The sequence below is a fragment of the Cyanobium sp. BA20m-14 genome, assembly GCF_024346295.1.
This window is the reverse complement of record NZ_JAGQCR010000003.1, coordinates 1-17,503: the sequence shown is the minus strand read 5'-3', so window position 1 is coordinate 17,503 and position 17,503 is coordinate 1. Positions and strand designations below refer to the sequence as shown.

The following is a 17,503-nucleotide window of genomic DNA, read 5'->3' as shown; positions in this document are numbered from 1 at the left end:
GGAGAAGATCTGTAGGAGCCACGGGCGTGGCTCAGGCTGGATTTTCCTCTGGCCCCTGCTCGTCCGAGCCCTCTTCAGTGAGCTCCTCATAGAGAAGATCCAGGCCGATCAGCACCCGCTCCCGATCGGAGAGGTCGCCAATGATGCGCCGCACCGGGGGGGGCAAGATCTTGGCCAGGGTGGGGGTGGCCAGGATCTTGTCCTCTTCAGCCAACTGGGGGTTTTTCAACACGTCTATTACCTTGAGGGCATAGACGCCGAGAAACTCCGTTTCCAAAATGTTGCGCAGGGTCTTGAGGGCGCGCATCGAGTTTGGCGTATTGCCCGCCACGTAAAGCTTAAGGATGTAGGTCTTGCGGGGAGTCATGTTTCAGGAGCGTCCTGGTTCAAACCATTGTGGGCTGGCCCGTTGCCTGGAGCGGGATGGCTGCCAAGGGAGCATCGGGGGGGATGGAGCGGCGATACATCTCGCAGAGATGGGCCATCACATCAAGGAGGGCTAATCGATAGTCCTGAAGAAAATCGTTCTTGTGTCCTTCCAGTTTGAGGCGCTGCGAGAAAGCATCAATCAGATTCACGTGAATCTCAACAGTTTTTGTAATTGGCAAATCGCTAAAAAAAGCAGTATTCACAAAGCTTTCCAGGGCCTGGTTGGCAGCAGCCGGATCCCGGAAGTAACTGAGCAGCAGGTCTCGGTAGGTGCGTTCGAGCGAATGGAACAGCTCTTCCCGTTCCAACTCGGGCAGGTTGCGCAAAAAGCGGGAGGGATCGCGCTTGTAGAAAACTCCCACAAAGCCCAGGCGGCCCTTCAGCCGGTTGGCCAGCTTCCAGCCCTCAAGGGTCTCGGGCTTGGCCTGCCCGAGGGGCGGGCTAGCCCCGGCCCTCGGGCCGCGCTGGAGGACCCGAGAGATGGCGGCATCGAGGCTGTAGCTGAGCTGCTCGAGCTGATCTGGGGGCAGGTGGACCTCCGCTTGATGGAATTCGGTCTGACCGCTGACCGCACCGATCACCACTGCTGGCAGCTGCAGGCCCAGGTCCGAAAGGGCCTGAAAGGCCTGGCTCTCCAGGGCGCCCTCCTCCAACACCAGGGCATCAAACTCCTCGCGGCGCAGCTCCAGCTGCGCCACAGGATTGGCATCGGGATCCAGCCACACCATCCGCCAGCGGCCGCCGGCGAGCCAGCGGCCGCAAGCCTCCTGGAGAGAGGAATCGCGGATCAGCGAAGCAATGGTGAGGGCCGGTTCGGGCATGGACCGCTTCAACGGCGGGACAACCCGCAGCAAAGGCCACCAAATGTTGACGAAAGGAAGGCCGGAACGGGAGGATTGTTGTTTGTTTTCCCATTTTGTGCGCCAGGCCCAATGACGGCCCGCTCCTTAGCTAGTCAAGGAGCCTCCGTCAGCCTGGCCACGCCCTTGCCGCCATGAGCCCAACCCCCGAAAACACTTCCCAAAACACCTCGCCCACAGCCGAGCAGCCCAGCCCAGCTGGTGGGGCCCCAACCGGCCCCTACGCCATTGTTGAAACTTCAGGTCAGCAGTTCTGGCTGCAACCCAACCGCTACTACGACCTCGACCGGATCGCCCTGGAGGTGGACGGCACCTTGACCATCGACAACGTGCTGTTGGTAAACGACGGCAAGGCGACCACCCTGGGCCAGCCCTACGTCAAAGGCGCCACCGTGGAGCTCAAGGTGATGGCCCATCGCCGCGGCACCAAAATCATTGTCTACAAGATGCGCCCCAAAAAGAAAACCAGGCGCAAAAACGGCCACCGCCAGGAACTGACCCGGGTGATGGTCGAGTCGATCAGCGTCAGCGGCAAGCCGATCGCCTGAAGCAAGTTTCAAATTCCAGTCCCCCTGAATTTCTCCGATCCATGGCCCACAAGAAAGGCACAGGCTCCACTCGCAACGGTCGCGACTCAAACTCCAAGCGCCTCGGCGTCAAGCGCTATGGCGGTGAAACCGTCAGCGCCGGTTCGATCCTGATCCGCCAGCGGGGCACCTCCGTGCTGCCCGGCGTCAACGTCGGTCGGGGTTCGGACGACACCCTCTATGCCCTCGTGGCTGGGGTGGTGAAATTCGAGAGCATCAAGCGCGGCCTGCGCAACCGCAAACGCATCAACATCGCCGTCGCCTAACGGTCGGCTCAGGCCAACCGGTAGGCCCGGGTAGTGATCAAGAAGGGGTGAAACACCTCCAGGAAACGGCCAGAGAGGGTGCGGAAAAAGCTTTCCACCAGCTCCGGGGCGTCGAAATGGAAGGGGTATTCCCCCTGAAAACCCTTGAAGAAATACCAGTTGAGCAGGGCGGTCCCCGCCGGGCCCAACCTGTCGGCAAAGATCTCCAGCTGGGCTGAGGGATCGGCGAGATGTTCGAGCACATCCAGACACACGATCGTGTCGAAGCACCGCGGTAGGGCCGGATCAGCCAGATCCCGGTAACAGCCCAGCTTCGCCGCCAGGCCCAACTCGGTGGCCCGGGCCTCCACAAAAGCGCGGTTGTGGGGGTTGAGATCGACGAACCACACCCGCTCCACCTGGGGAAGGGCCGCCGCCGCCAGGGCATGGCTGCCGATGCCGCCGCCGAAGTCCAGCAGCTGCCCCTGGGCGAAGAGCTGCTGCAGGCGCAGGGTGTCGGCGATGTAGTCGGCACTGCCCAGGTGCCAGGCCGCCAGCTCCAGCAGGTGGCCAGTGCCCACAGCATCTTCATAAAACTGCTCCACCTGCGCGGGATCGAAGGAGCCTGGATGGAGGGCGGCCAGATCGTCAGTGCTGCTGGGCAGGCGGCGCTCCAGCTCTTCGGGCGCTATCGCCAGGAAGGCGGCCAGCTGGGCGCGCAGGCCAAAACCATCGGCCAGAAAGCGCCCAACCCCCAGCCCCGTCTCCGCCATGGCCAAAGTCACCCCGAGCAGTTCAGGCTCAAGCTAAGGGTCAGGGGGCGGAAGCCCCATCGCTCAGTCAGGCAGCTCGGCCCCCGCTTCGGGCACCTCCAGCCAGTGGCGCAACCAGGCCACCAGGCCGTAGAAGGGCAGGGTGTCAACCAAAGCGGCCAGGGCCTTGAACAGGTAGCCACTGGCAATGAAAGAAACCAGCTGGGGCCAGACGGGCTCGCCGGGCCGCACCGGCAACACACCGCTGGCGTAGTGACTAATAAGCACCACGGCACTGGTATCGACCAGTTGGCTCACCAGGGTGGAGCCGTTGTTGCGCAGCCAGAGGGCCTTGCCCCCACTAAACCGCTTCCAGAAATGAAACAGCCGCACGTCGGTGAACTGGGCCGCCAGGTAGGCGACCATCGAGGCCCCAACAGCCCCGAATGCCAGACGGCGGACCTCGAAGAAGGTGGCATCCGGCGCACCGGCAACCCCCGGCAGGATGCCGCCAAGCCAGAGGATCAGCACGATCCAGCCATTGAGAGCAAGCCCGACCCACACCAGCTGGCCCGCCTTCTGCTCACCCCACAGCTCACTGATCAGGTCTGTGCACAGGAAGGTGACCGGATAGGGCAGGGCCCCCACCGCCACCACGATCGGCCAGGAGCCGATCGTGCCCAGCTGGAGAAAGCGGGTGAGGCCAAGGATATTGAGCATGCCCATGGTGCCCAGGAAAATCCCGGCCAGCACCAAAAACGTCAGGTCCCGGCGCTGCTGCAGGGTCATCGAAGCGGATCATGGGACCCTGCAAGGCTGACGCTCCCATCCATGCCTGACCAGCCCTGCGGCTTTCTGGTGCTCGATAAGCCCGCGGGCCTCACTTCCCACGCCTGTGTCGCCCGGGTGCGGCGCGCCTACAAGCTCAAGCGGGTGGGCCATGGCGGCACCCTCGATCCAGCCGTGACCGGGGTGCTGCCACTCGCCCTGGGACCAGCCACCCGGCTACTGCCCTACCTGGAGGGGGACAAGACCTACCGGGGCGTGGTGCAACTGGGGGTGCGCACCGTCAGCGACGACCTCGAGGGGGAGGTGCTGGCCCGAGCCGCGGTGCCTGCCCTCGAGGCGGGGGATCTCACTGCGGCCTTGGCGGCTTTCCGGGGCAAGATCCAGCAGGTGCCTCCCCAGGTGTCGGCCGTGCATGTAGACGGCCAACGGGCCTACAAGCGGGTGCGCCAGGGGGAACAACTGGAACTGGCAGCCCGACCGGTGACGGTGCATCGCCTGGAACTGCTGGGCTGGGATCCCGCCAGCGGGGCCCTGGAGGTGGAGGTGGCCTGCTCGGCCGGCACCTACATCCGCGCCCTGGCTAGGGACCTGGGGGAGGCCCTGGGCTGCGGTGGTGCCCTGGCCAGGCTGCGCCGCACCGGGGCCCTGGGCTTTGACCTGGAGCAGGCCGTGCCCCTGGCATACCTCGATCAGCTCCCCCTGCCGCCCCTGCTGGATCCCCTGGCGGCCCTGGCCCATCTACCCCGGCGGCAGCTGGCCGAGGCGGAGCAGGTGGACTGGCGCTGCGGGCGGGCCATCGGCCAGATCCTGCCCCTGGAGAACGGACAAGCGGTGGTGGTGCTTAGCCAAGATGGCAACCTGGCCGGCATGGCCCGCGCCAGGGGCGAAGGCCTGCTGCAACCCAAGCTGGTGTTCAACGCCGCTGGCTGAACCAGATCAGCTGAACCAGACCAGCCCCCTCGCTCAATTCTCCCCCCCACTCAGATGGCCGGCCACAGCAAGTGGGCCCAGATCAAGCGCACCAAGGCCGTGGTCGATGCCAAGCGGGGGGCCGTATTTACCCGGCTGGGGCGAGAAATCACGGTGGCAGCCCGCAGCGGTGCCGACCCGGCCGGCAACTTCCAGCTGCGCACAGCCATAGAAAAGGCCAAGGCCGCCGGGATGCCCAACGCCAACATCGAGCGGGCGATCGCCAAGGGTTCGGGCCAGGGCAGCTGCTCCGGCGAAGCCTTTGAAGCCGTGCGCTACGAGGGCTACGGCCCCGGCGGCGTGGCGGTGCTGGTGGAGGCCTTCACCGACAACCGCAACCGCACTGCCGCAGAGGTACGCCTGGCGTTCGGCAAACAGGGCGGCAGCCTGGGTGAGACGGGCTGCGTCGGCTACCTGTTTGAGCAGCGCTCGGTGGTGCAAGTGGCTGCTGGGGATGGCCAAGCCATCGATGAAGAGGCCCTGCTGGAGGGGTTGCTGGCCCTGGAGGAGCAGGGCGGCCCCGCCGCCCTCGGCTACAGCCCGCTCGAGCAAGGGACCCTGGAGGTGTTCGGCGGCTTCTCCGACCTGGAGGCCCTGCAGGACGGCCTGCGCCGCCAGGGCTGGGCAGTGGTGGGCTGGGAACACCGCTGGATTCCCCAGACAACCTGCCCCCTCAGCGATGCCGACAGCCTGCGCGCCTGCCTGCGCCTGCTCGATGCCCTTGAGGACCTCGAGGATGGACGCAGCGTCGCCAGCAACCTGGAGGCCGACGAGGCGCTGCTAGCGGAGGTTATGGGCTGAGAGCAGCGGCGCCAAGCACCTGCCAACCCATCTAAGGATCCTCTCGGATCGTTTCCGCATCAACCCGCCGCAGAAAATCGATCAGACCCTGGATGTAAACCACCTGGTCATCAACCATCGCCATATGGCTTCCATTCGGGCAATGGAGATGGGAACCGCGCGGCAGAGCCTTGGCCATGGCCGCCATCTGCTGGGGATCCATGGTGTCGTGGGCGGCACCAATGGTGAGAGTGGGAACCTGAATCCGGGATAGATCAGCCCTGCGATCCCACTGGGCCAACTTGCCACGGGCACCCAGCTCACTTGGACCCTGCATGGGGATATAGACCTTCGGATTGAGGTGCTCAAATGCACGCAGAACCGAATCGGGCCATTGGGCATAGGGCCTGCGCAACACGTGGTGCTCATAGTGGTGCGGGATCAACAACTCCATGTAGCGCGGGTTGTCGTAATCCTCGGCAGCTTCGATGGCCTGGAGCTCGGCCAGAACACCCGCTGGCAGCTGACGGAGAAAACGCTCTTCAGCGTAGCGATTGTACTCCGGCACACTCCAGACCATATTGGAGATTATCAATCCCTTCAGGTATTGCTGGTAGCGCAGCGCATACTCAATCGCCAGTATCCCGCCCCAGGAATGACCAAGCAAGAAAAAATTGCTGCCATCGAGAGCCAGGGCTTGACGAACCTGCTCCACCTCATCGACAAAGCGCCCGATCTCCCAGAGATCAGCGTGATCAGGCTGGCTGCTGTGATACGAACCCAACTGGTCGTAGAAATAGAGCTCGATTCCCGCCTGGGGCAGAAAACTGTCAAACACCTCGAAATACTCGTGGGTGCAGCCCGGTCCGCCATGGAGCAGTAACAGCTTGATGTGCGGACTCACACCGCTGCGGCGTGTCCACACCTCAAAAGTGCCGAAGTCAGTGCGAACCGGAATGCTGCGGACTTGATCAGAATCGAAAACCATGGGCAAGCCAAATCAAGTTACTAAACGAGCCACCTAGGCAACCAAAATTTGGCCATACAGCTTGCCGGGAGAGATCACCGGAAGTCCCTAGGCTCAGCCGTAGCAGTCATGGAAACTACTTTGCCTAGCGAAAGGAAGTCAGCCTACTCCCACACTGTATTGAATAGATAACAAGCATTGACGCCATCGTGGATAAGGTGAAAAAGTAAGGGTATTGATAGACGAGATTTGCTTGCACTCCTGGCTCTTGGCCCTGATCACACTGATAGCAGTGATCCTTACAACTCCAGTCATTGGGCGTCATTTCTACGAAGTTTTTGATGGAGGGCCACAGCCGGCATGGGACCGCTGGCTGAGTCCTTTGGAGCAGCGGCTGTTGCACTGGGTCGGTGACAAGGGCAAAAACTCCGATTCGGCGATGGAGTACCTGATGCCGCTAATTATCAGCAATGCCTTTTTTGCCACCGCCGCATTGCTGGTGATGATCTATCAACCAGCTTGGCTTAATTCCCAAAGCTTCGCGGGCTTGAGCTGGGGCTTGGCTCTTCATACAACAATATCCTTCGTCACCAGTTGCGATCAGCAACATCTGATACCCGAAGCCAGCCTCGGCAACCTGGCCCAGCTCGGGGCAATACAATTTTTAATGTTCGTCTCTGCAGCAACGGGCCTGGCGACAGGGTATGCCTTTATCCGTGGGCTCACCGGCAAGCCTATCGGAAACTTCTATCACGACCTGATTCGCTCATTAACGCGAGTGCTGATTCCGGGATCACTCCTACTCGGAATTACCTTATTGCTCTGCGGTGTACCCATGACTCTAGCCCCGCCGCTTGAAATCACCACCCTCGAGGGAGGTAAACAGCTCCTGTCGCGCGGACCGATCGCCCTATTTGAAGCGATCAAGCAACTGGGCATCAATGGCGGAGGCTTTGTCAGAGGAAATTCAAGTCATCCGTATGAAAATCCCAACTTGCTGAGCAACCTAATCAGCACCTGGGCCATGATGGCACTTCCGGCAGCAACCATTGATGCGTTTGGTCGCTCTGCCGGCAACAGGCGCCAGAGCAACCTATTGCTATTCCTTGTATTTTGCCTACTCTCAACTGCTGCAGTTCTGGCAATGTGGGCCGAGCAAGGAGGCAATCCCCTACTCAGTACGTGGCTTGATGGCGTCAATCTGGAAGGGAAAGAGCTGAGATTCGGCGCCCAACTCTCTGGCTTCTGGAGCATGGTAAGCACCGGCACGATGACTGGCTCACTGAATGGAACTCTGGACTCCTCGATGCCAATCACCATATTACTAGCCCTTTTCAACCTATTTCTACAAGTACTTCTTGGAGGCCTGGGCACTGGAGTGGCCTACCTGCTTTTGTTCCTGGTACTGGCGGTATTCGTAACCGGCTTAATGGTCGGTCGAACACCTGAATTCCTAGGTCGAAAAGTTGAGAAATCGGAAGTGATCTGGGCCAGTGTTGTGCTCCTAATTCACCCAGTCATAGTTCTTCTACCCACGGGCTTTGCCCTGATGTCTGAGCCTGTGCGGAACACGGTCAGCATGAGCACTTCTCATGGTATCTCGCAAGTTGTCTACGAATTTGCCTCTGCTGCGGCAGCCAATGGCAGCGGGCTGGAAGGGTTGTCTGACAACACCCTCTGGTGGAATCTAACAACCAGCATATGCATGATCTGCGGTCGCTATCTGCCAATAATGGCAATGCTGGTGATAGCCGACGGATTCCGGCGCAAACCTGCCGTGGAACCAAGCCCAGGCTCGCTACGCACGGACACCGGATTGTTCACCGGGGTGACCGCAGTTGTGGTGTTGATACTCGGCGCATTGACCTTCTTCCCTGTGATGGCTCTAGGGCCAATCGCGGAAGCCCTCTCACTCGCTTCCTGAGCGGCATCCATGACAACATCCCTGCATGTTCAATTCCCCCGCATGCCTCGGGGCCCAAGAGAAAACCGACACCATCTCAATCAACCCCACAACCGGGGGCTGCTCAAACCAGCCATTGTTGATTCATTCAGAAAACTGGATCCAAGGCAGGCCATCCACAACCCTGTGATGTTTGTGGTCTGGTGCGGGACGGCACTTTGTCTGTTACTAACCATTGAACCCCGATTGTTCAATGCCCAGGCGCCTGACCAAGGGAGAGGATTCAATGGGCTGATCAGTCTAAGTCTACTGGCGACCCTTTTATTCTCAAATTTTGCCGAGGCCCTAGCTGAAGGGAGGGGGAAAGCGCAGGCGAATGCTTTACGCAGCACTCAAGCCAGCACCCAGGCAAGACGAGAGTTCGCAGATGGGTCATTTGAGCTGATTGATTCCTCCAAACTGCGACGCGGTGATGTAGTGCAGGTTCAGGCTGGCGAGGTGATTCCGGCAGATGCTGAAGTCATTGCAGGCGTTGCCTCTGTTGATGAATCGGCCATCACCGGTGAATCGGCTCCTGTTCTCAAGGAAGCAGGCTCAGATGTAGCCGGATCAGTTACCGGGGGCACCAAGGTACTTTCCGATCAACTGACCCTGCGCGTATCCTCCGATCCCGGTAAAGGGTTCATTGATCGGATGATTGCCCTAGTGGAAGGCGCAGAACGAACCAAAACACCCAACGAAATCGCCTTAACTGTACTGCTAGCAGTACTCACGCAGGTTTTTCTGATCAGTGTGGCTAGCCTCTCGCCGATTGCCGATTTCGTGGGTGAGCCTCCCTCTGTGGTCACCCTGGTGGCACTGCTCGTGGCCCTGATCCCAACCACAATTGGTGGCTTGCTGAGTGCCATTGGCATCGCTGGCATGGACAGGGTTGCTCAGTTCAACGTGATCGCAACCTCAGGGCGAGCAGTGGAAGCCTGCGGTGATGTCAATACACTCATCCTGGACAAGACAGGTACCATCACCGTCGGCAATCGCCTGGCAGAAGAGTTCCTCCCGGTCACAGGCCGCAGCGTGAGTGAACTGGCGGAGGTGTCGCTTGGATCTAGTTGTTTTGACCAGACCCCCGAAGGTCGCTCGATTGTGCGACTGGCAGAAAAACTGGGTGCAGCTTTGCCATTTGATCTAGCTCGAGCTACGGCGATCGATTTTTCAGCCCGCACACGCATGAGTGGCTGCGACGTATCCGGTGGAAGCGAGTTTCGCAAAGGTGCTGTTGACGCTGTCAAAGGGTTTGTACGATCCCGTGGCGGGGAAAACAGCCTTGAGCTTGATCATCTATTCGAGCAGGTCTCCAGCCTTGGCGGCACTCCCTTGGCCGTCTGCCGTGGGTCCGAAATTTACGGGGTAATTTATCTCAAGGACATTATCAAACCAGGCATACGTGAGCGGTTTGAACAACTGCGGCGCATGGGGATCAAGACGGTGATGCTGACCGGCGACAACCCAATTACAGCTTCAGTCATTGCCCGCGAGGCAGGAGTCGATGATTTCATTGCCGAAGCAACACCGGAAGACAAAATCAATGTCATCAAGCAAGAGCAGAGGCTTGGCAAACTGGTAGCAATGACAGGAGATGGCTCTAACGATGCGCCGGCATTGGCCCAAGCAAATGTTGGTGTAGCCATGAATTCAGGCACCCAGGCAGCCAAGGAAGCTGCGAACATGGTGGATCTCGACAGTGACCCCACCAAGCTCATCGACATTGTGACCATCGGCAAGCAACTACTGATCACACGGGGGGCACTCACAACCTTCTCGATTTCCAATGACATTGCTAAATATTTTGCCATCCTGCCAGCCCTATTCTCTGATCTAGGCCTTGAGGCACTCAACATCACAAATCTGACCTCCCAAAAGTCGGCGATCCTTTCAACGATGATATTCAACGCTTTAGTAATTCCAGCACTGGTCCCCCTCGCCTTGCGCGGCGTAGAATTCCACCCTATGAGTGCCGATCAGATGCTACGTCGCAACCTGCTGATTTACGGCGCCGGTGGAATCGTCGCACCCTTTATAGGAATCAAATTGATCGATATCGTCGTTAGCTCTCTTCGCCTAACCTGAGGACAAACAAGTGACACGCTTTCTGCAAATTCGCTTTTTGCTCCCATTGCTGATCGTTGCGGGGACATTGATCATTGCGCCGCAATTTGCCAATTCCAATCCTCCGTTGCAGAGCCATACTCTCGCCCTCCTACTAAGTAGCACAACAGCAATGTCGGCCTATTTATTCGCTGTGATCGCTCAACCGGAAAAATTCTGATGTCAATCCCTGCTCACCTCTGGCGTGCAGCACGCCTCACCATCGCTCTATGGCTGCTGACCGTGGTGGTTATCAGCTTGCCAATGCTGGGGCTAGCAGGCATCTTGACATCCGATTCAGCAAATGGAAGTTTGCTCAAACGCAATGGCGTAGTTGTGGGATCCCGCCTGATTGGTCAACAGTTCAGCTCCAGGCGTTATCTGAACGGACGTCCCTCTGGGAAGGTCATCCTTTCTGCAGGAAATCCCCTCCTAGCCGAACGCGTTGCTCAGACTGCCCAAGCTTGGCATGACTCCGGAATTGATCAACCAGCGGCCGATCTGCTCTTGAAATCTGGTTCTGGCGTGGACCCCCACATCAGCCTTGAGGCCGCCCGCCAGCAATTGCCTTCCTTGGCACGCGAACGGGGAGTATCGATGGCCCAGCTGGAAGGGCTGGTCAGACAAAATCAGGAAGACCTCAGATCACTACGTTCCATCCAACCAGTGGTCAATGTGTTGGACTTCAATTTGGCTCTTGATAAACTCGACGCCGCATCAAAGAAGAGCAGGAAGTCATGACCAGCTTCAGCCAGCGTCGAGGGCGCCATAAAATATTCATCGGAATGGCTCCAGGTGTCGGCAAAACCTACCGCATGCTTCTTGAAGGCAAGTATGCGCTTCGCGAAGGTACCGATGTGATGGTAGGACTTCTGGTAACCCATGGGCGTGTCGAAACGATCGCTGCATCAGAAGGTCTTGAACTGATTCCTCGAAAATGCTTGCGGTACCAGGATGTTGATCTCGACGAAATGGACGTTGAGGCGATCGCGACACGGCGTCCTCAGCTGGTGCTAATCGACGAGCTGGCCCACACCAATGTTCCCGGCAGCGCAAGGGAAAAGCGCTGGGAAGACGTGGAATTCCTTCTACTTTCAGGAATGGATGTCTACTCAACTCTCAACATCCAGCATATCGAAAGCCTCAACGACGTGGTTACAGAGCTGACCGGGGTGATCGTGCGCGAAAGAGTTCCAAATCACGTACTGGCCACTGCCGACGAGGTTGTGCTTGTTGACGTAACGCCGGAAACCCTGCAAGAGCGGCTCAAGGATGGGAAAGTGTATGCGCCAGAGAAGGTGGCGCAAGCACTCACGAATTTTTTTAAACGAAAACATCTAGTCGCGCTTAGAGAAATTGCACTGCGACAAGTTGCCGATCGAGTAAACGATGAAGCAGCCATCAAACCTGTAAGAGAGAGGATGATGGTGTGCCTGAAAGTGGTTCCAAATATTCACAGGAAGCGCCTGCTGCGGCGTGCTTCTCGCCTAGCCCTGGCCATGGATGCTCAGCTGACGGTCCTGACCGTGCATGATCCCTACAAATTTCTCGGCCGGGAAGAGACATTAATCATGGAAGAATGCCAGCAAATGTGCCTGGATGTTGGAGGAAACTATCTAGAGGAGGAAAGTTCAGATCCCCTGGAGACGATCGCCCGAATCGCACGCGAGGAGAAGATCACCCAAATCGTGCTCAACCAAAGCAAGCCCTCGCGCAGGCAAGCGCTGTTCGGCCATTCCATTCACGAGCAACTGCGGCGCAAACTTCAAGAGGAAGAGATCGACTTCTACCTGATTGCCGAAGAAACCCCACACAAAACCCAAGAAATAGATTGAGCCGAACTGGCGGCTAACGAATCGCCTCAGAGCGCACCGCTGCACCCAAGAGAGTACGCAAGGCGGTGGACCTATCAACAAGGAACAAGCGTCGTTGTTCCTGTGAAGCCACCGGTCAAACCGCCGCCCAAACCCCTCTATTGCGTCCCCCCTGCCACCCCACTAAACGCCCCGTATTCACCCTGCCGCGCTCGCCCTGGGAACCCTGGCCCTGCTGCCGTTCATGCCCACCGTGCCGTCGGAGCGGGGGATGATGACCCGCTTCGCCCGCATCGGCATCGGCCCGGGACGGCCCTTTGATCCGAACCGGCTGGATCCAGCCACCCGCAGCGCCATCGAGGCCGGCCGGCGCCGCTACAAATCTGCGCACTAAAGCTCTGGCCCAAAACAGTTCCAAGGGCTTCTTCGGCAGCCGTGACGAACTGGGAGCCGACTACCTCACCTACCGCTCGATGGGGGCCCTGCTGGGGATCTATGGCAACAGTGACGCCGAGGCCTTCTACGCCAGCCAGCAGACCGGGCCCGATGGCCAGGTGCTCGACGGCCGCCGCCAGTGGGTGCTGCGCTTCCCCGCCGGCCAGCTGCCACCGGTGAGTGAGTTCTGGTCGATCACGATGTACAACCTGCCGCAGCGGTTGCTGGTGGCCAATCCCATCAACCGCTATTCGATCGGGGATCGCACCCAGGGGCTGAAGCTGGGGGCCGATGGCTCCCTGGAGATCTATCTCCAGCACGACAACCCAGGCCCCGCCAAGGCCTCCAACTGGCTCCCTGCCCCGGCCGGACCTTTCTTCTTCGTGGGCCGTCTCTATGGGCCAGGCCCGTCGGCCCTCTCAGGGCAATGGCAGCTACCGGCCCTGCAGGAACATCCCTAGGGCAGCTTGATCCGCCACCACCTCCAGCCGGGGGTGGTGCTGCAGCCAGCTGGCTGGCACTTCAGGGCAGGGGGGCTCCTGCAAAGCCCGTTTCAAGATGGCGGCCTTACTGGCGCCGGTGACCACCAGCAGGATTTGCCCTGCAGCAAGGATCTCCGCCAATCCAAGCGTGATCGCCTGGGCCGGCACCGCCTCGGGATCGCCGCCAAAGGCGCCAGCGTTCTGGGTCCGGGTGGCGGCGCTGAGGGTCAGGCAGCGGCAGGGGGCCTCAGCCCCGCAGGGGGGCTCGTTGAAGCCCACATGGCCGTTTAAGCCCAGACCGAGCAGCTGCAGCCCCACGCCACCGGCAACCGCGAGCGCGGCCCCATAGCGCCGGGCTTCAGCCTGGGGATCGGCCGCCAGGCCATCGGGCAGCAGCACCTGCTCAGGCCGCAACCCCAGCGGGCCCTGCAGCTGGCCGGCCATGAAAGCCTTGAAAGAGCGCGGATCGTGGGGCCCCAGGCCCACATATTCATCGAGATTGAAGCTCAGCCAGTCGGCACGAGTCTGCCGCTGCTGCTGGCTGCCAAGCCGGCCCAACTGCTGCCGCATCGCCGCATAAACCGGCACCATCGTGCGCCCGGTGGCCAGGCCCAGGGGCCGCTGCGGCTGGGCCTGGCGGGCCTGCAGCAACCGCTCTGCCGCAGCTGCCGCCACGGCCTGGGCGTCCGCCAATGCAAGCAATTGCACGCTCAGGGGCTGGCGTAGGGGCGCAGCTCCGTGCCGCGGTAGTAATGGCGAAGGATTTGGTCATAGCTCTGGCCCCGTTGGGCCAGGCCCAGGGCACCCCACTGGCTCATGCCCACCCCGTGGCCGTAGCCCCGGCCAACCGCCAGCAGCGATGGGAGCGGCAGTTGCACCTGGGGCTGTACACCCCCAACTTGGTACTGCTCCGGCAGCAAGGGTAGGGGGGGCAAGACCGCCAGCTCTGAGGCCACCAGCTCAAAGCGCACCATGGTGCTCCTGAGGCCGAGGCGGCTGCGGAGCTGGGCTCCACTGACCACCAGGGTGCCGGAGGGACCACTCACCCGGGCCTGACTCACCCTCCCGGTGCTGGTGGTCGAGAGCACGTCGATGCGTTGGGCTCCGCCGATCTCGGCAAAAGCCTGCTGGAGCTGCTCGGGCTCAAGACGCTGCTGCCAGGCCTGCACCGGGCTTGCCTGGTCAAAATCGGGCACGCTGACCAAGTAGGGCAGCTGCTGGCTCCAGAGGTCACCGCTGTTTTCGGTCGCGCCACCACTGCTGCTGTGGAAAACCGCATTGGCCAGAGTGGAGCCATACATCAGCACCTGGCCGCGGGTGCTGAGCACCGCCTCTCGGGTGGAGGGGGTTTCCGCGTCCACACCTTTGTAGACCTGGCTCGACACGGTGGCGCTCAGGTCAAATGGATCGGCGGGCTTGCGCTGCCGCAGGGCGTAGGTGCGGGCTGCCACGGCCTGGGCCCGCAGGGCCGCCTGGGGCCAGCTGGCCGGCATCTCGCTGCCCACCACGCTGGGCAGGTATGACTCGAGGCCGACGTGGTTGATGGCCCGCAGGCCAGAACCTCCAACCAGCACCTGCAGCCGGCCCCGGTAGCCGCGCTGCTTCAGCTGGAAATCGGCCCCCTCGGCAGGCCGCGAGGCCGGCTCGAGCCAGATTTCCCTCGCCGCTTGCAGCCGCTCAACTCCACCGCCGCGCTCCAGCACCAGCTCACCTTCGGCCAGGCGCAGCACGACCTCCTCACCGGCGGCTAGCGCCAATCGCTGGCCGCCTATGCGCAGCACCAGGGGCTGCTGCTGGGCGGCCAGCGGCAGGCTTTCCGCTTCCAGGATCAGCACCCTCATCTGGGGCTCCATAGACTGCATTCCAAGGGCCCCAGGCACGGCCGCGGCCAGCATGAGCGTCGCCATGGGCCAGGGGAACAACCATGACGCCATCCGGAACACCAGCTGTAGGCAAGGGACCTCATTTTGCCCGGCGTGGCAGCATGCGCCAGAGGCGGCAAGACCGTGCAGGTCACCTTTCTAGGCACCAGTTCGGGAGTGCCCACCCGCGGCCGCAATGTGTCAGCGGTGGCACTGCGCCTGCCCCAGCGCAGTGAACTGTGGCTATTCGACTGCGGCGAGGCCACCCAGCACCAGTTCCTGCGCAGCGAGCTGCGGGTCAGCCAGCTGCGGCGGATCTTTATCACCCACATGCACGGCGACCATGTGTTCGGCCTGCCCGGCCTGCTGGCCAGCCTCGGGCTGGCGGGCAGCTGCACGGGCATCGATCTCTATGGCCCCGATCCCCTGCGCGACTACCTCGAAGGGGTGCTTCGCACCTCCTCCACCCGGATCGGCTACCCCCTGCGCACCCACAGGGTGCAGGCCGCCGCCAGCAGCGGCGCCCTGCTGCTCGACGACGACGACCTCACCGTGCGCTGTACCCCGCTCAACCACCGGGTGCCGGCCTTTGCCTATCGGGTTGACCAGAAACCGCGGACCGGTCACTTCGATGTGGAGCGAGCCAGGGCCCTGGGCATTGCGCCCGGGCCGATCTACGCCGAGCTCAAGGCCGGCCACAGCGTCACGCTCGATGACGGCCGGATCATCAACGGCGCCAGCCTCTGCGGCCCCGATCGCCCCGGCGCCAGCGTGGTGTATTGCACCGACACCGTGTTCTGCGAGGCGGCGGTGAAGCTGGCCGCCGGCGCCGACCTGCTGATCCATGAAGCCACCTTCTCCCACGCCGAGGCGGCACTGGCCTACCAGCGCCAGCACTCCACCAGCACCATGGCGGCCCAGACCGCCCTGGAGGCCGGCGTCAAGCAATTGGTGCTGACTCACCTGAGCCCCCGCTACATGCCAGGCAACGCCATGACCCCGGACGACCTGCTGGCGGAGGCCCGCGCCATCTTTGCCAACACCTTGGTGGCCAAGGATTTTCTCAGTCTGGACATCACCCCCGCCGAACCGGCCACGGCCTAGCCCTGCAACAGTTCAAGTGATTCCGCTGCGGAGGGCCCTTTCCCCGTGATACAAAATCTCCGCTGCGGTTTTTTACCGCTTACCCGCCGGCTTTTCCCAATGGCCTCCTCCTTTCCCTCGGCTGCCCTCCGCAAGGCCGTTCGCGTTCTTGCTCGGACCATGCTGGCCCTGCTGCTGTTCACGGGCTTCGGCAGCCCAGCTCTGGCGGCCGCCTGGACCAGCGAGCAGCTCACCGTGCCCGCCACACCCGACGGCACCCTGGTGACCTTCAGCGAGCAGGAAATCAAGGCTGGCCGCAAGGTGTTCAACAGCAGCTGCGGCGAGTGCCACGCCGGTGGCATCACCAAGACCAACCAGAACGTGGGCCTCGATCCCGAGACCCTGGCCCTGGCCACCCCATCCCGGGACAGCGTTGAGGCCCTGGTGGACTACATGAAGGACCCCACCTCCTACGACGGGGAATACAGCATCGCCGACGTGCATCCGAGCATGCGCAGCAGCGACATCTTCGTGAAAATGCGCGACCTCGACGATGACGACCTGCGCCTGATGGCCGGCTACATCCTGGTAGCCCCCAAGGTGCAGGGCATCCAGTGGGGCGGCGGCAAGATTTACTTCTGAGCCCGGGGGGGCGGCTCCTTGTTGACCTGATCCAGGGAGCTCGGCAACTTGCTGTACCACCACTCCTGCAACTCCGAACCCAGTCGCTCCGTAAACAGGGTGATCACGGTTCGGGTCGGGCGGGCCCCCGGCTGAAGCAGCTCCACCGCGTAGGTGGGACAGCGCCGCGAAGCCAGGTCTGCCACAAAGCGACGTCCAACCCGCCGCCAGCTGGGCTCCTTGCTGCGCCAGGCCAGCCGGCAGCAGGGCCAGGGCAATTCCTCACGGTCAAACAAGCGACAGCAGGGGCCCAGCACCCGATAGGTGTACTGACCACCGGGGCTGGCGTGCTCGCTGCCTGGGTCAAGCAGGGCAGTGGCGGCCTGGGCAGACACAGATCTACGACTCCGGGACGACAACAAAAAAGCCACCCCGAAGGGTGGCAGATAGGGGCCAAGCACTCAAGCCCGGGCGCTCAATAGAGCTCTTCTTCAGCGTGGGTCTTGATGGTGCAGTCGCTGGTGGGGTAAGCCACGCAGGTGAGCACGAAGCCTGCCTCGATCTGGTCGTCGTCAAGGAAGCTTTGGTCGCTCTGGTCAACGGTGCCGGTGGTCAGCTTGCCGGCACAGGTGGAGCAGGCACCCGCCCGACAGGAGTAAGGCAGATCGACGCCCTGTTCCTCAGCGGCATCGAGGATGTACTGGTCATCAGGAACCTCGATGGTCTTGTTGAGGCCTTCGCTCTCGCTGATGAGGGTGACCTTGTAGGAAGCCATGAAAA

General features: G+C 61.3%; 22 protein-coding genes. 13 read left to right on the top strand and 9 right to left on the bottom strand.

From position 1 onward, the window contains the following. Positions 1 to 31 precede the first annotated feature (31 nt). Complete coding sequence (gene kaiB, locus KBZ07_RS00665) at positions 32 to 367, bottom strand: circadian clock protein KaiB (RefSeq protein ID WP_254929806.1); 336 nt, start codon at positions 365 to 367, stop codon at positions 32 to 34. Positions 368 to 386: 19 nt separating this feature from the next. After that, positions 387 to 1,250 carry a circadian clock protein KaiA gene (locus KBZ07_RS00660; RefSeq protein WP_254929805.1) on the bottom strand — a complete coding sequence of 288 codons (864 nt, stop codon included), beginning with the start codon at positions 1,248 to 1,250 and terminating at the stop codon, positions 387 to 389. Between the two features lie 173 nt (positions 1,251 to 1,423). Here KBZ07_RS00660 and rplU point away from each other — a divergent pair, with 173 nt between their 5' ends. Both rplU and rpmA read left to right on the top strand, forming a co-directional pair. Then, complete coding sequence (gene rplU, locus KBZ07_RS00655) at positions 1,424 to 1,837, top strand: 50S ribosomal protein L21 (RefSeq protein ID WP_254929804.1); 414 nt, start codon at positions 1,424 to 1,426, stop codon at positions 1,835 to 1,837. Between the two features lie 41 nt (positions 1,838 to 1,878). Next, complete coding sequence (gene rpmA / locus KBZ07_RS00650; protein WP_197151365.1) at positions 1,879 to 2,142, top strand: 50S ribosomal protein L27; 264 nt, start codon at positions 1,879 to 1,881, stop codon at positions 2,140 to 2,142. 8 nt (positions 2,143 to 2,150) lie between these two features. Here rpmA and KBZ07_RS00645 read toward each other — a convergent pair whose 3' ends face one another. Together KBZ07_RS00645 and KBZ07_RS00640 are read right to left on the bottom strand one after the other, a co-directional pair. Continuing rightward, on the bottom strand, positions 2,151 to 2,894 hold the full coding sequence (locus KBZ07_RS00645) for a bifunctional 2-polyprenyl-6-hydroxyphenol methylase/3-demethylubiquinol 3-O-methyltransferase UbiG (protein ID WP_254929803.1): 744 nt from the start codon (positions 2,892 to 2,894) through the stop codon (positions 2,151 to 2,153). 63 nt (positions 2,895 to 2,957) lie between these two features. After that, entirely contained in the window at positions 2,958 to 3,662 is a 705-nt protein-coding gene (locus KBZ07_RS00640; protein ID WP_254929802.1) for a queuosine precursor transporter, read from the bottom strand. A gap of 42 nt (positions 3,663 to 3,704) precedes the next feature. Here KBZ07_RS00640 and truB point away from each other — a divergent pair, with 42 nt between their 5' ends. Then, a complete protein-coding gene (truB, locus tag KBZ07_RS00635; RefSeq protein WP_254929801.1) occupies positions 3,705 to 4,592 on the top strand; it encodes a tRNA pseudouridine(55) synthase TruB in 888 nt (295 codons plus the stop codon). Positions 4,593 to 4,646: 54 nt separating this feature from the next. Then, positions 4,647 to 5,432 carry a YebC/PmpR family DNA-binding transcriptional regulator gene (locus KBZ07_RS00630; RefSeq protein WP_254929800.1) on the top strand — a complete coding sequence of 262 codons (786 nt, stop codon included), beginning with the start codon at positions 4,647 to 4,649 and terminating at the stop codon, positions 5,430 to 5,432. A 31-nt stretch (positions 5,433 to 5,463) separates the two neighbouring features. On the opposite strand, the gene KBZ07_RS00625 is transcribed toward KBZ07_RS00630, so the two are convergent. Continuing rightward, entirely contained in the window at positions 5,464 to 6,399 is a 936-nt protein-coding gene (locus KBZ07_RS00625; RefSeq protein WP_254929799.1) for a proline iminopeptidase-family hydrolase, read from the bottom strand. A gap of 247 nt (positions 6,400 to 6,646) precedes the next feature. Here KBZ07_RS00625 and kdpA point away from each other — a divergent pair, with 247 nt between their 5' ends. The 7 genes from kdpA to KBZ07_RS00590 all read left to right on the top strand — a co-directional run bounded on the left by kdpA (position 6,647) and on the right by KBZ07_RS00590 (position 13,136). After that, positions 6,647 to 8,302 carry a potassium-transporting ATPase subunit KdpA gene (gene kdpA, locus KBZ07_RS00620; RefSeq protein ID WP_254929798.1) on the top strand — a complete coding sequence of 552 codons (1,656 nt, stop codon included), beginning with the start codon at positions 6,647 to 6,649 and terminating at the stop codon, positions 8,300 to 8,302. A gap of 9 nt (positions 8,303 to 8,311) precedes the next feature. Further along, on the top strand, positions 8,312 to 10,408 hold the full coding sequence (kdpB, locus tag KBZ07_RS00615; RefSeq protein WP_254929797.1) for a potassium-transporting ATPase subunit KdpB: 2,097 nt from the start codon (positions 8,312 to 8,314) through the stop codon (positions 10,406 to 10,408). A gap of 10 nt (positions 10,409 to 10,418) precedes the next feature. Further along, complete coding sequence (locus tag KBZ07_RS00610; protein ID WP_254929796.1) at positions 10,419 to 10,607, top strand: hypothetical protein; 189 nt, start codon at positions 10,419 to 10,421, stop codon at positions 10,605 to 10,607. Next, the gene (locus KBZ07_RS00605; protein WP_254929795.1) at positions 10,607 to 11,167 is read left to right on the top strand and encodes a potassium-transporting ATPase subunit C; all 561 of its coding nucleotides are present in this window, start codon (positions 10,607 to 10,609) and stop codon (positions 11,165 to 11,167) included. Before KBZ07_RS00610 ends, KBZ07_RS00605 begins: the two co-directional genes overlap by 1 nt. Then, the gene (locus KBZ07_RS00600) at positions 11,164 to 12,261 is read left to right on the top strand and encodes a sensor histidine kinase KdpD (RefSeq protein ID WP_254929794.1); all 1,098 of its coding nucleotides are present in this window, start codon (positions 11,164 to 11,166) and stop codon (positions 12,259 to 12,261) included. The genes KBZ07_RS00605 and KBZ07_RS00600 overlap by 4 nt, the downstream gene beginning before the upstream one ends. Positions 12,262 to 12,484: 223 nt before the next feature. Beyond that, positions 12,485 to 12,634, top strand: coding sequence for a hypothetical protein (locus KBZ07_RS00595; RefSeq protein ID WP_254929793.1), 150 nt, complete (start codon positions 12,485 to 12,487; stop codon positions 12,632 to 12,634). A 79-nt stretch (positions 12,635 to 12,713) separates the two neighbouring features. Further along, a complete protein-coding gene (locus KBZ07_RS00590; protein WP_254929831.1) occupies positions 12,714 to 13,136 on the top strand; it encodes a DUF1214 domain-containing protein in 423 nt (140 codons plus the stop codon). Here the strand turns inward: KBZ07_RS00590 and KBZ07_RS00585 are convergent. Together KBZ07_RS00585 and KBZ07_RS00580 are read right to left on the bottom strand one after the other, a co-directional pair. After that, positions 13,110 to 13,850, bottom strand: a complete 741-nt coding sequence (locus tag KBZ07_RS00585) for a glucosamine-6-phosphate deaminase (protein ID WP_396123839.1) — start codon at positions 13,848 to 13,850, stop codon at positions 13,110 to 13,112. The genes KBZ07_RS00590 and KBZ07_RS00585 overlap by 27 nt on opposite strands. A 17-nt stretch (positions 13,851 to 13,867) precedes the next feature. Then, positions 13,868 to 15,064 (bottom strand): SpoIID/LytB domain-containing protein, encoded by a 1,197-nt coding sequence (locus tag KBZ07_RS00580; RefSeq protein ID WP_254929792.1) that lies wholly within the window; start codon positions 15,062 to 15,064, stop codon positions 13,868 to 13,870. A 99-nt stretch (positions 15,065 to 15,163) separates the two neighbouring features. Here KBZ07_RS00580 and rnz point away from each other — a divergent pair, with 99 nt between their 5' ends. Both rnz and psbV read left to right on the top strand, forming a co-directional pair. Further along, positions 15,164 to 16,123 (top strand): ribonuclease Z, encoded by a 960-nt coding sequence (gene rnz / locus KBZ07_RS00575; protein WP_254929791.1) that lies wholly within the window; start codon positions 15,164 to 15,166, stop codon positions 16,121 to 16,123. A 99-nt stretch (positions 16,124 to 16,222) separates the two neighbouring features. Continuing rightward, the gene (psbV, locus tag KBZ07_RS00570; RefSeq protein WP_254929790.1) at positions 16,223 to 16,744 is read left to right on the top strand and encodes a photosystem II cytochrome c-550; all 522 of its coding nucleotides are present in this window, start codon (positions 16,223 to 16,225) and stop codon (positions 16,742 to 16,744) included. Here psbV and KBZ07_RS00565 read toward each other — a convergent pair. Further along, complete coding sequence (locus KBZ07_RS00565; RefSeq protein WP_254929789.1) at positions 16,735 to 17,118, bottom strand: hypothetical protein; 384 nt, start codon at positions 17,116 to 17,118, stop codon at positions 16,735 to 16,737. The genes psbV and KBZ07_RS00565 overlap by 10 nt on opposite strands. A gap of 80 nt (positions 17,119 to 17,198) precedes the next feature. Continuing rightward, complete coding sequence (locus KBZ07_RS00560) at positions 17,199 to 17,498, bottom strand: ferredoxin (RefSeq protein ID WP_197151379.1); 300 nt, start codon at positions 17,496 to 17,498, stop codon at positions 17,199 to 17,201. Positions 17,499 to 17,503 lie beyond the last annotated feature (5 nt).

Excerpts from the sequence above, each read along its gene's own strand:
- KBZ07_RS00600 (WP_254929794.1), top strand. The coding sequence starts at position 11,164 with ATGACCAGCTTCAGCCAGCGTCGAGGGCGCCATAAAATATTCATCGGA.
- rplU (WP_254929804.1), top strand. The coding sequence starts at position 1,424 with ATGAGCCCAACCCCCGAAAACACTTCCCAAAACACCTCGCCCACAGCC.
- KBZ07_RS00630 (WP_254929800.1), top strand. The coding sequence starts at position 4,647 with ATGGCCGGCCACAGCAAGTGGGCCCAGATCAAGCGCACCAAGGCCGTG.
- kdpB (WP_254929797.1), top strand. The coding sequence starts at position 8,312 with ATGACAACATCCCTGCATGTTCAATTCCCCCGCATGCCTCGGGGCCCA.
- rpmA (WP_197151365.1), top strand. The coding sequence starts at position 1,879 with ATGGCCCACAAGAAAGGCACAGGCTCCACTCGCAACGGTCGCGACTCA.
- KBZ07_RS00660 (WP_254929805.1), bottom strand. The coding sequence starts at position 1,250 with ATGCCCGAACCGGCCCTCACCATTGCTTCGCTGATCCGCGATTCCTCT.
- KBZ07_RS00590 (WP_254929831.1), top strand. The coding sequence starts at position 12,714 with ATGGGGGCCCTGCTGGGGATCTATGGCAACAGTGACGCCGAGGCCTTC.
- psbV (WP_254929790.1), top strand. The coding sequence starts at position 16,223 with ATGGCCTCCTCCTTTCCCTCGGCTGCCCTCCGCAAGGCCGTTCGCGTT.
- truB (WP_254929801.1), top strand. The coding sequence starts at position 3,705 with ATGCCTGACCAGCCCTGCGGCTTTCTGGTGCTCGATAAGCCCGCGGGC.
- KBZ07_RS00595 (WP_254929793.1), top strand. The coding sequence starts at position 12,485 with ATGCCCACCGTGCCGTCGGAGCGGGGGATGATGACCCGCTTCGCCCGC.
- KBZ07_RS00640 (WP_254929802.1), bottom strand. The coding sequence starts at position 3,662 with ATGACCCTGCAGCAGCGCCGGGACCTGACGTTTTTGGTGCTGGCCGGG.
- kaiB (WP_254929806.1), bottom strand. The coding sequence starts at position 367 with ATGACTCCCCGCAAGACCTACATCCTTAAGCTTTACGTGGCGGGCAAT.
- KBZ07_RS00605 (WP_254929795.1), top strand. The coding sequence starts at position 10,607 with ATGTCAATCCCTGCTCACCTCTGGCGTGCAGCACGCCTCACCATCGCT.
- KBZ07_RS00625 (WP_254929799.1), bottom strand. The coding sequence starts at position 6,399 with ATGGTTTTCGATTCTGATCAAGTCCGCAGCATTCCGGTTCGCACTGAC.
- KBZ07_RS00580 (WP_254929792.1), bottom strand. The coding sequence starts at position 15,064 with ATGGCGACGCTCATGCTGGCCGCGGCCGTGCCTGGGGCCCTTGGAATG.
- KBZ07_RS00560 (WP_197151379.1), bottom strand. The coding sequence starts at position 17,498 with ATGGCTTCCTACAAGGTCACCCTCATCAGCGAGAGCGAAGGCCTCAAC.
- KBZ07_RS00645 (WP_254929803.1), bottom strand. The coding sequence starts at position 2,894 with ATGGCGGAGACGGGGCTGGGGGTTGGGCGCTTTCTGGCCGATGGTTTT.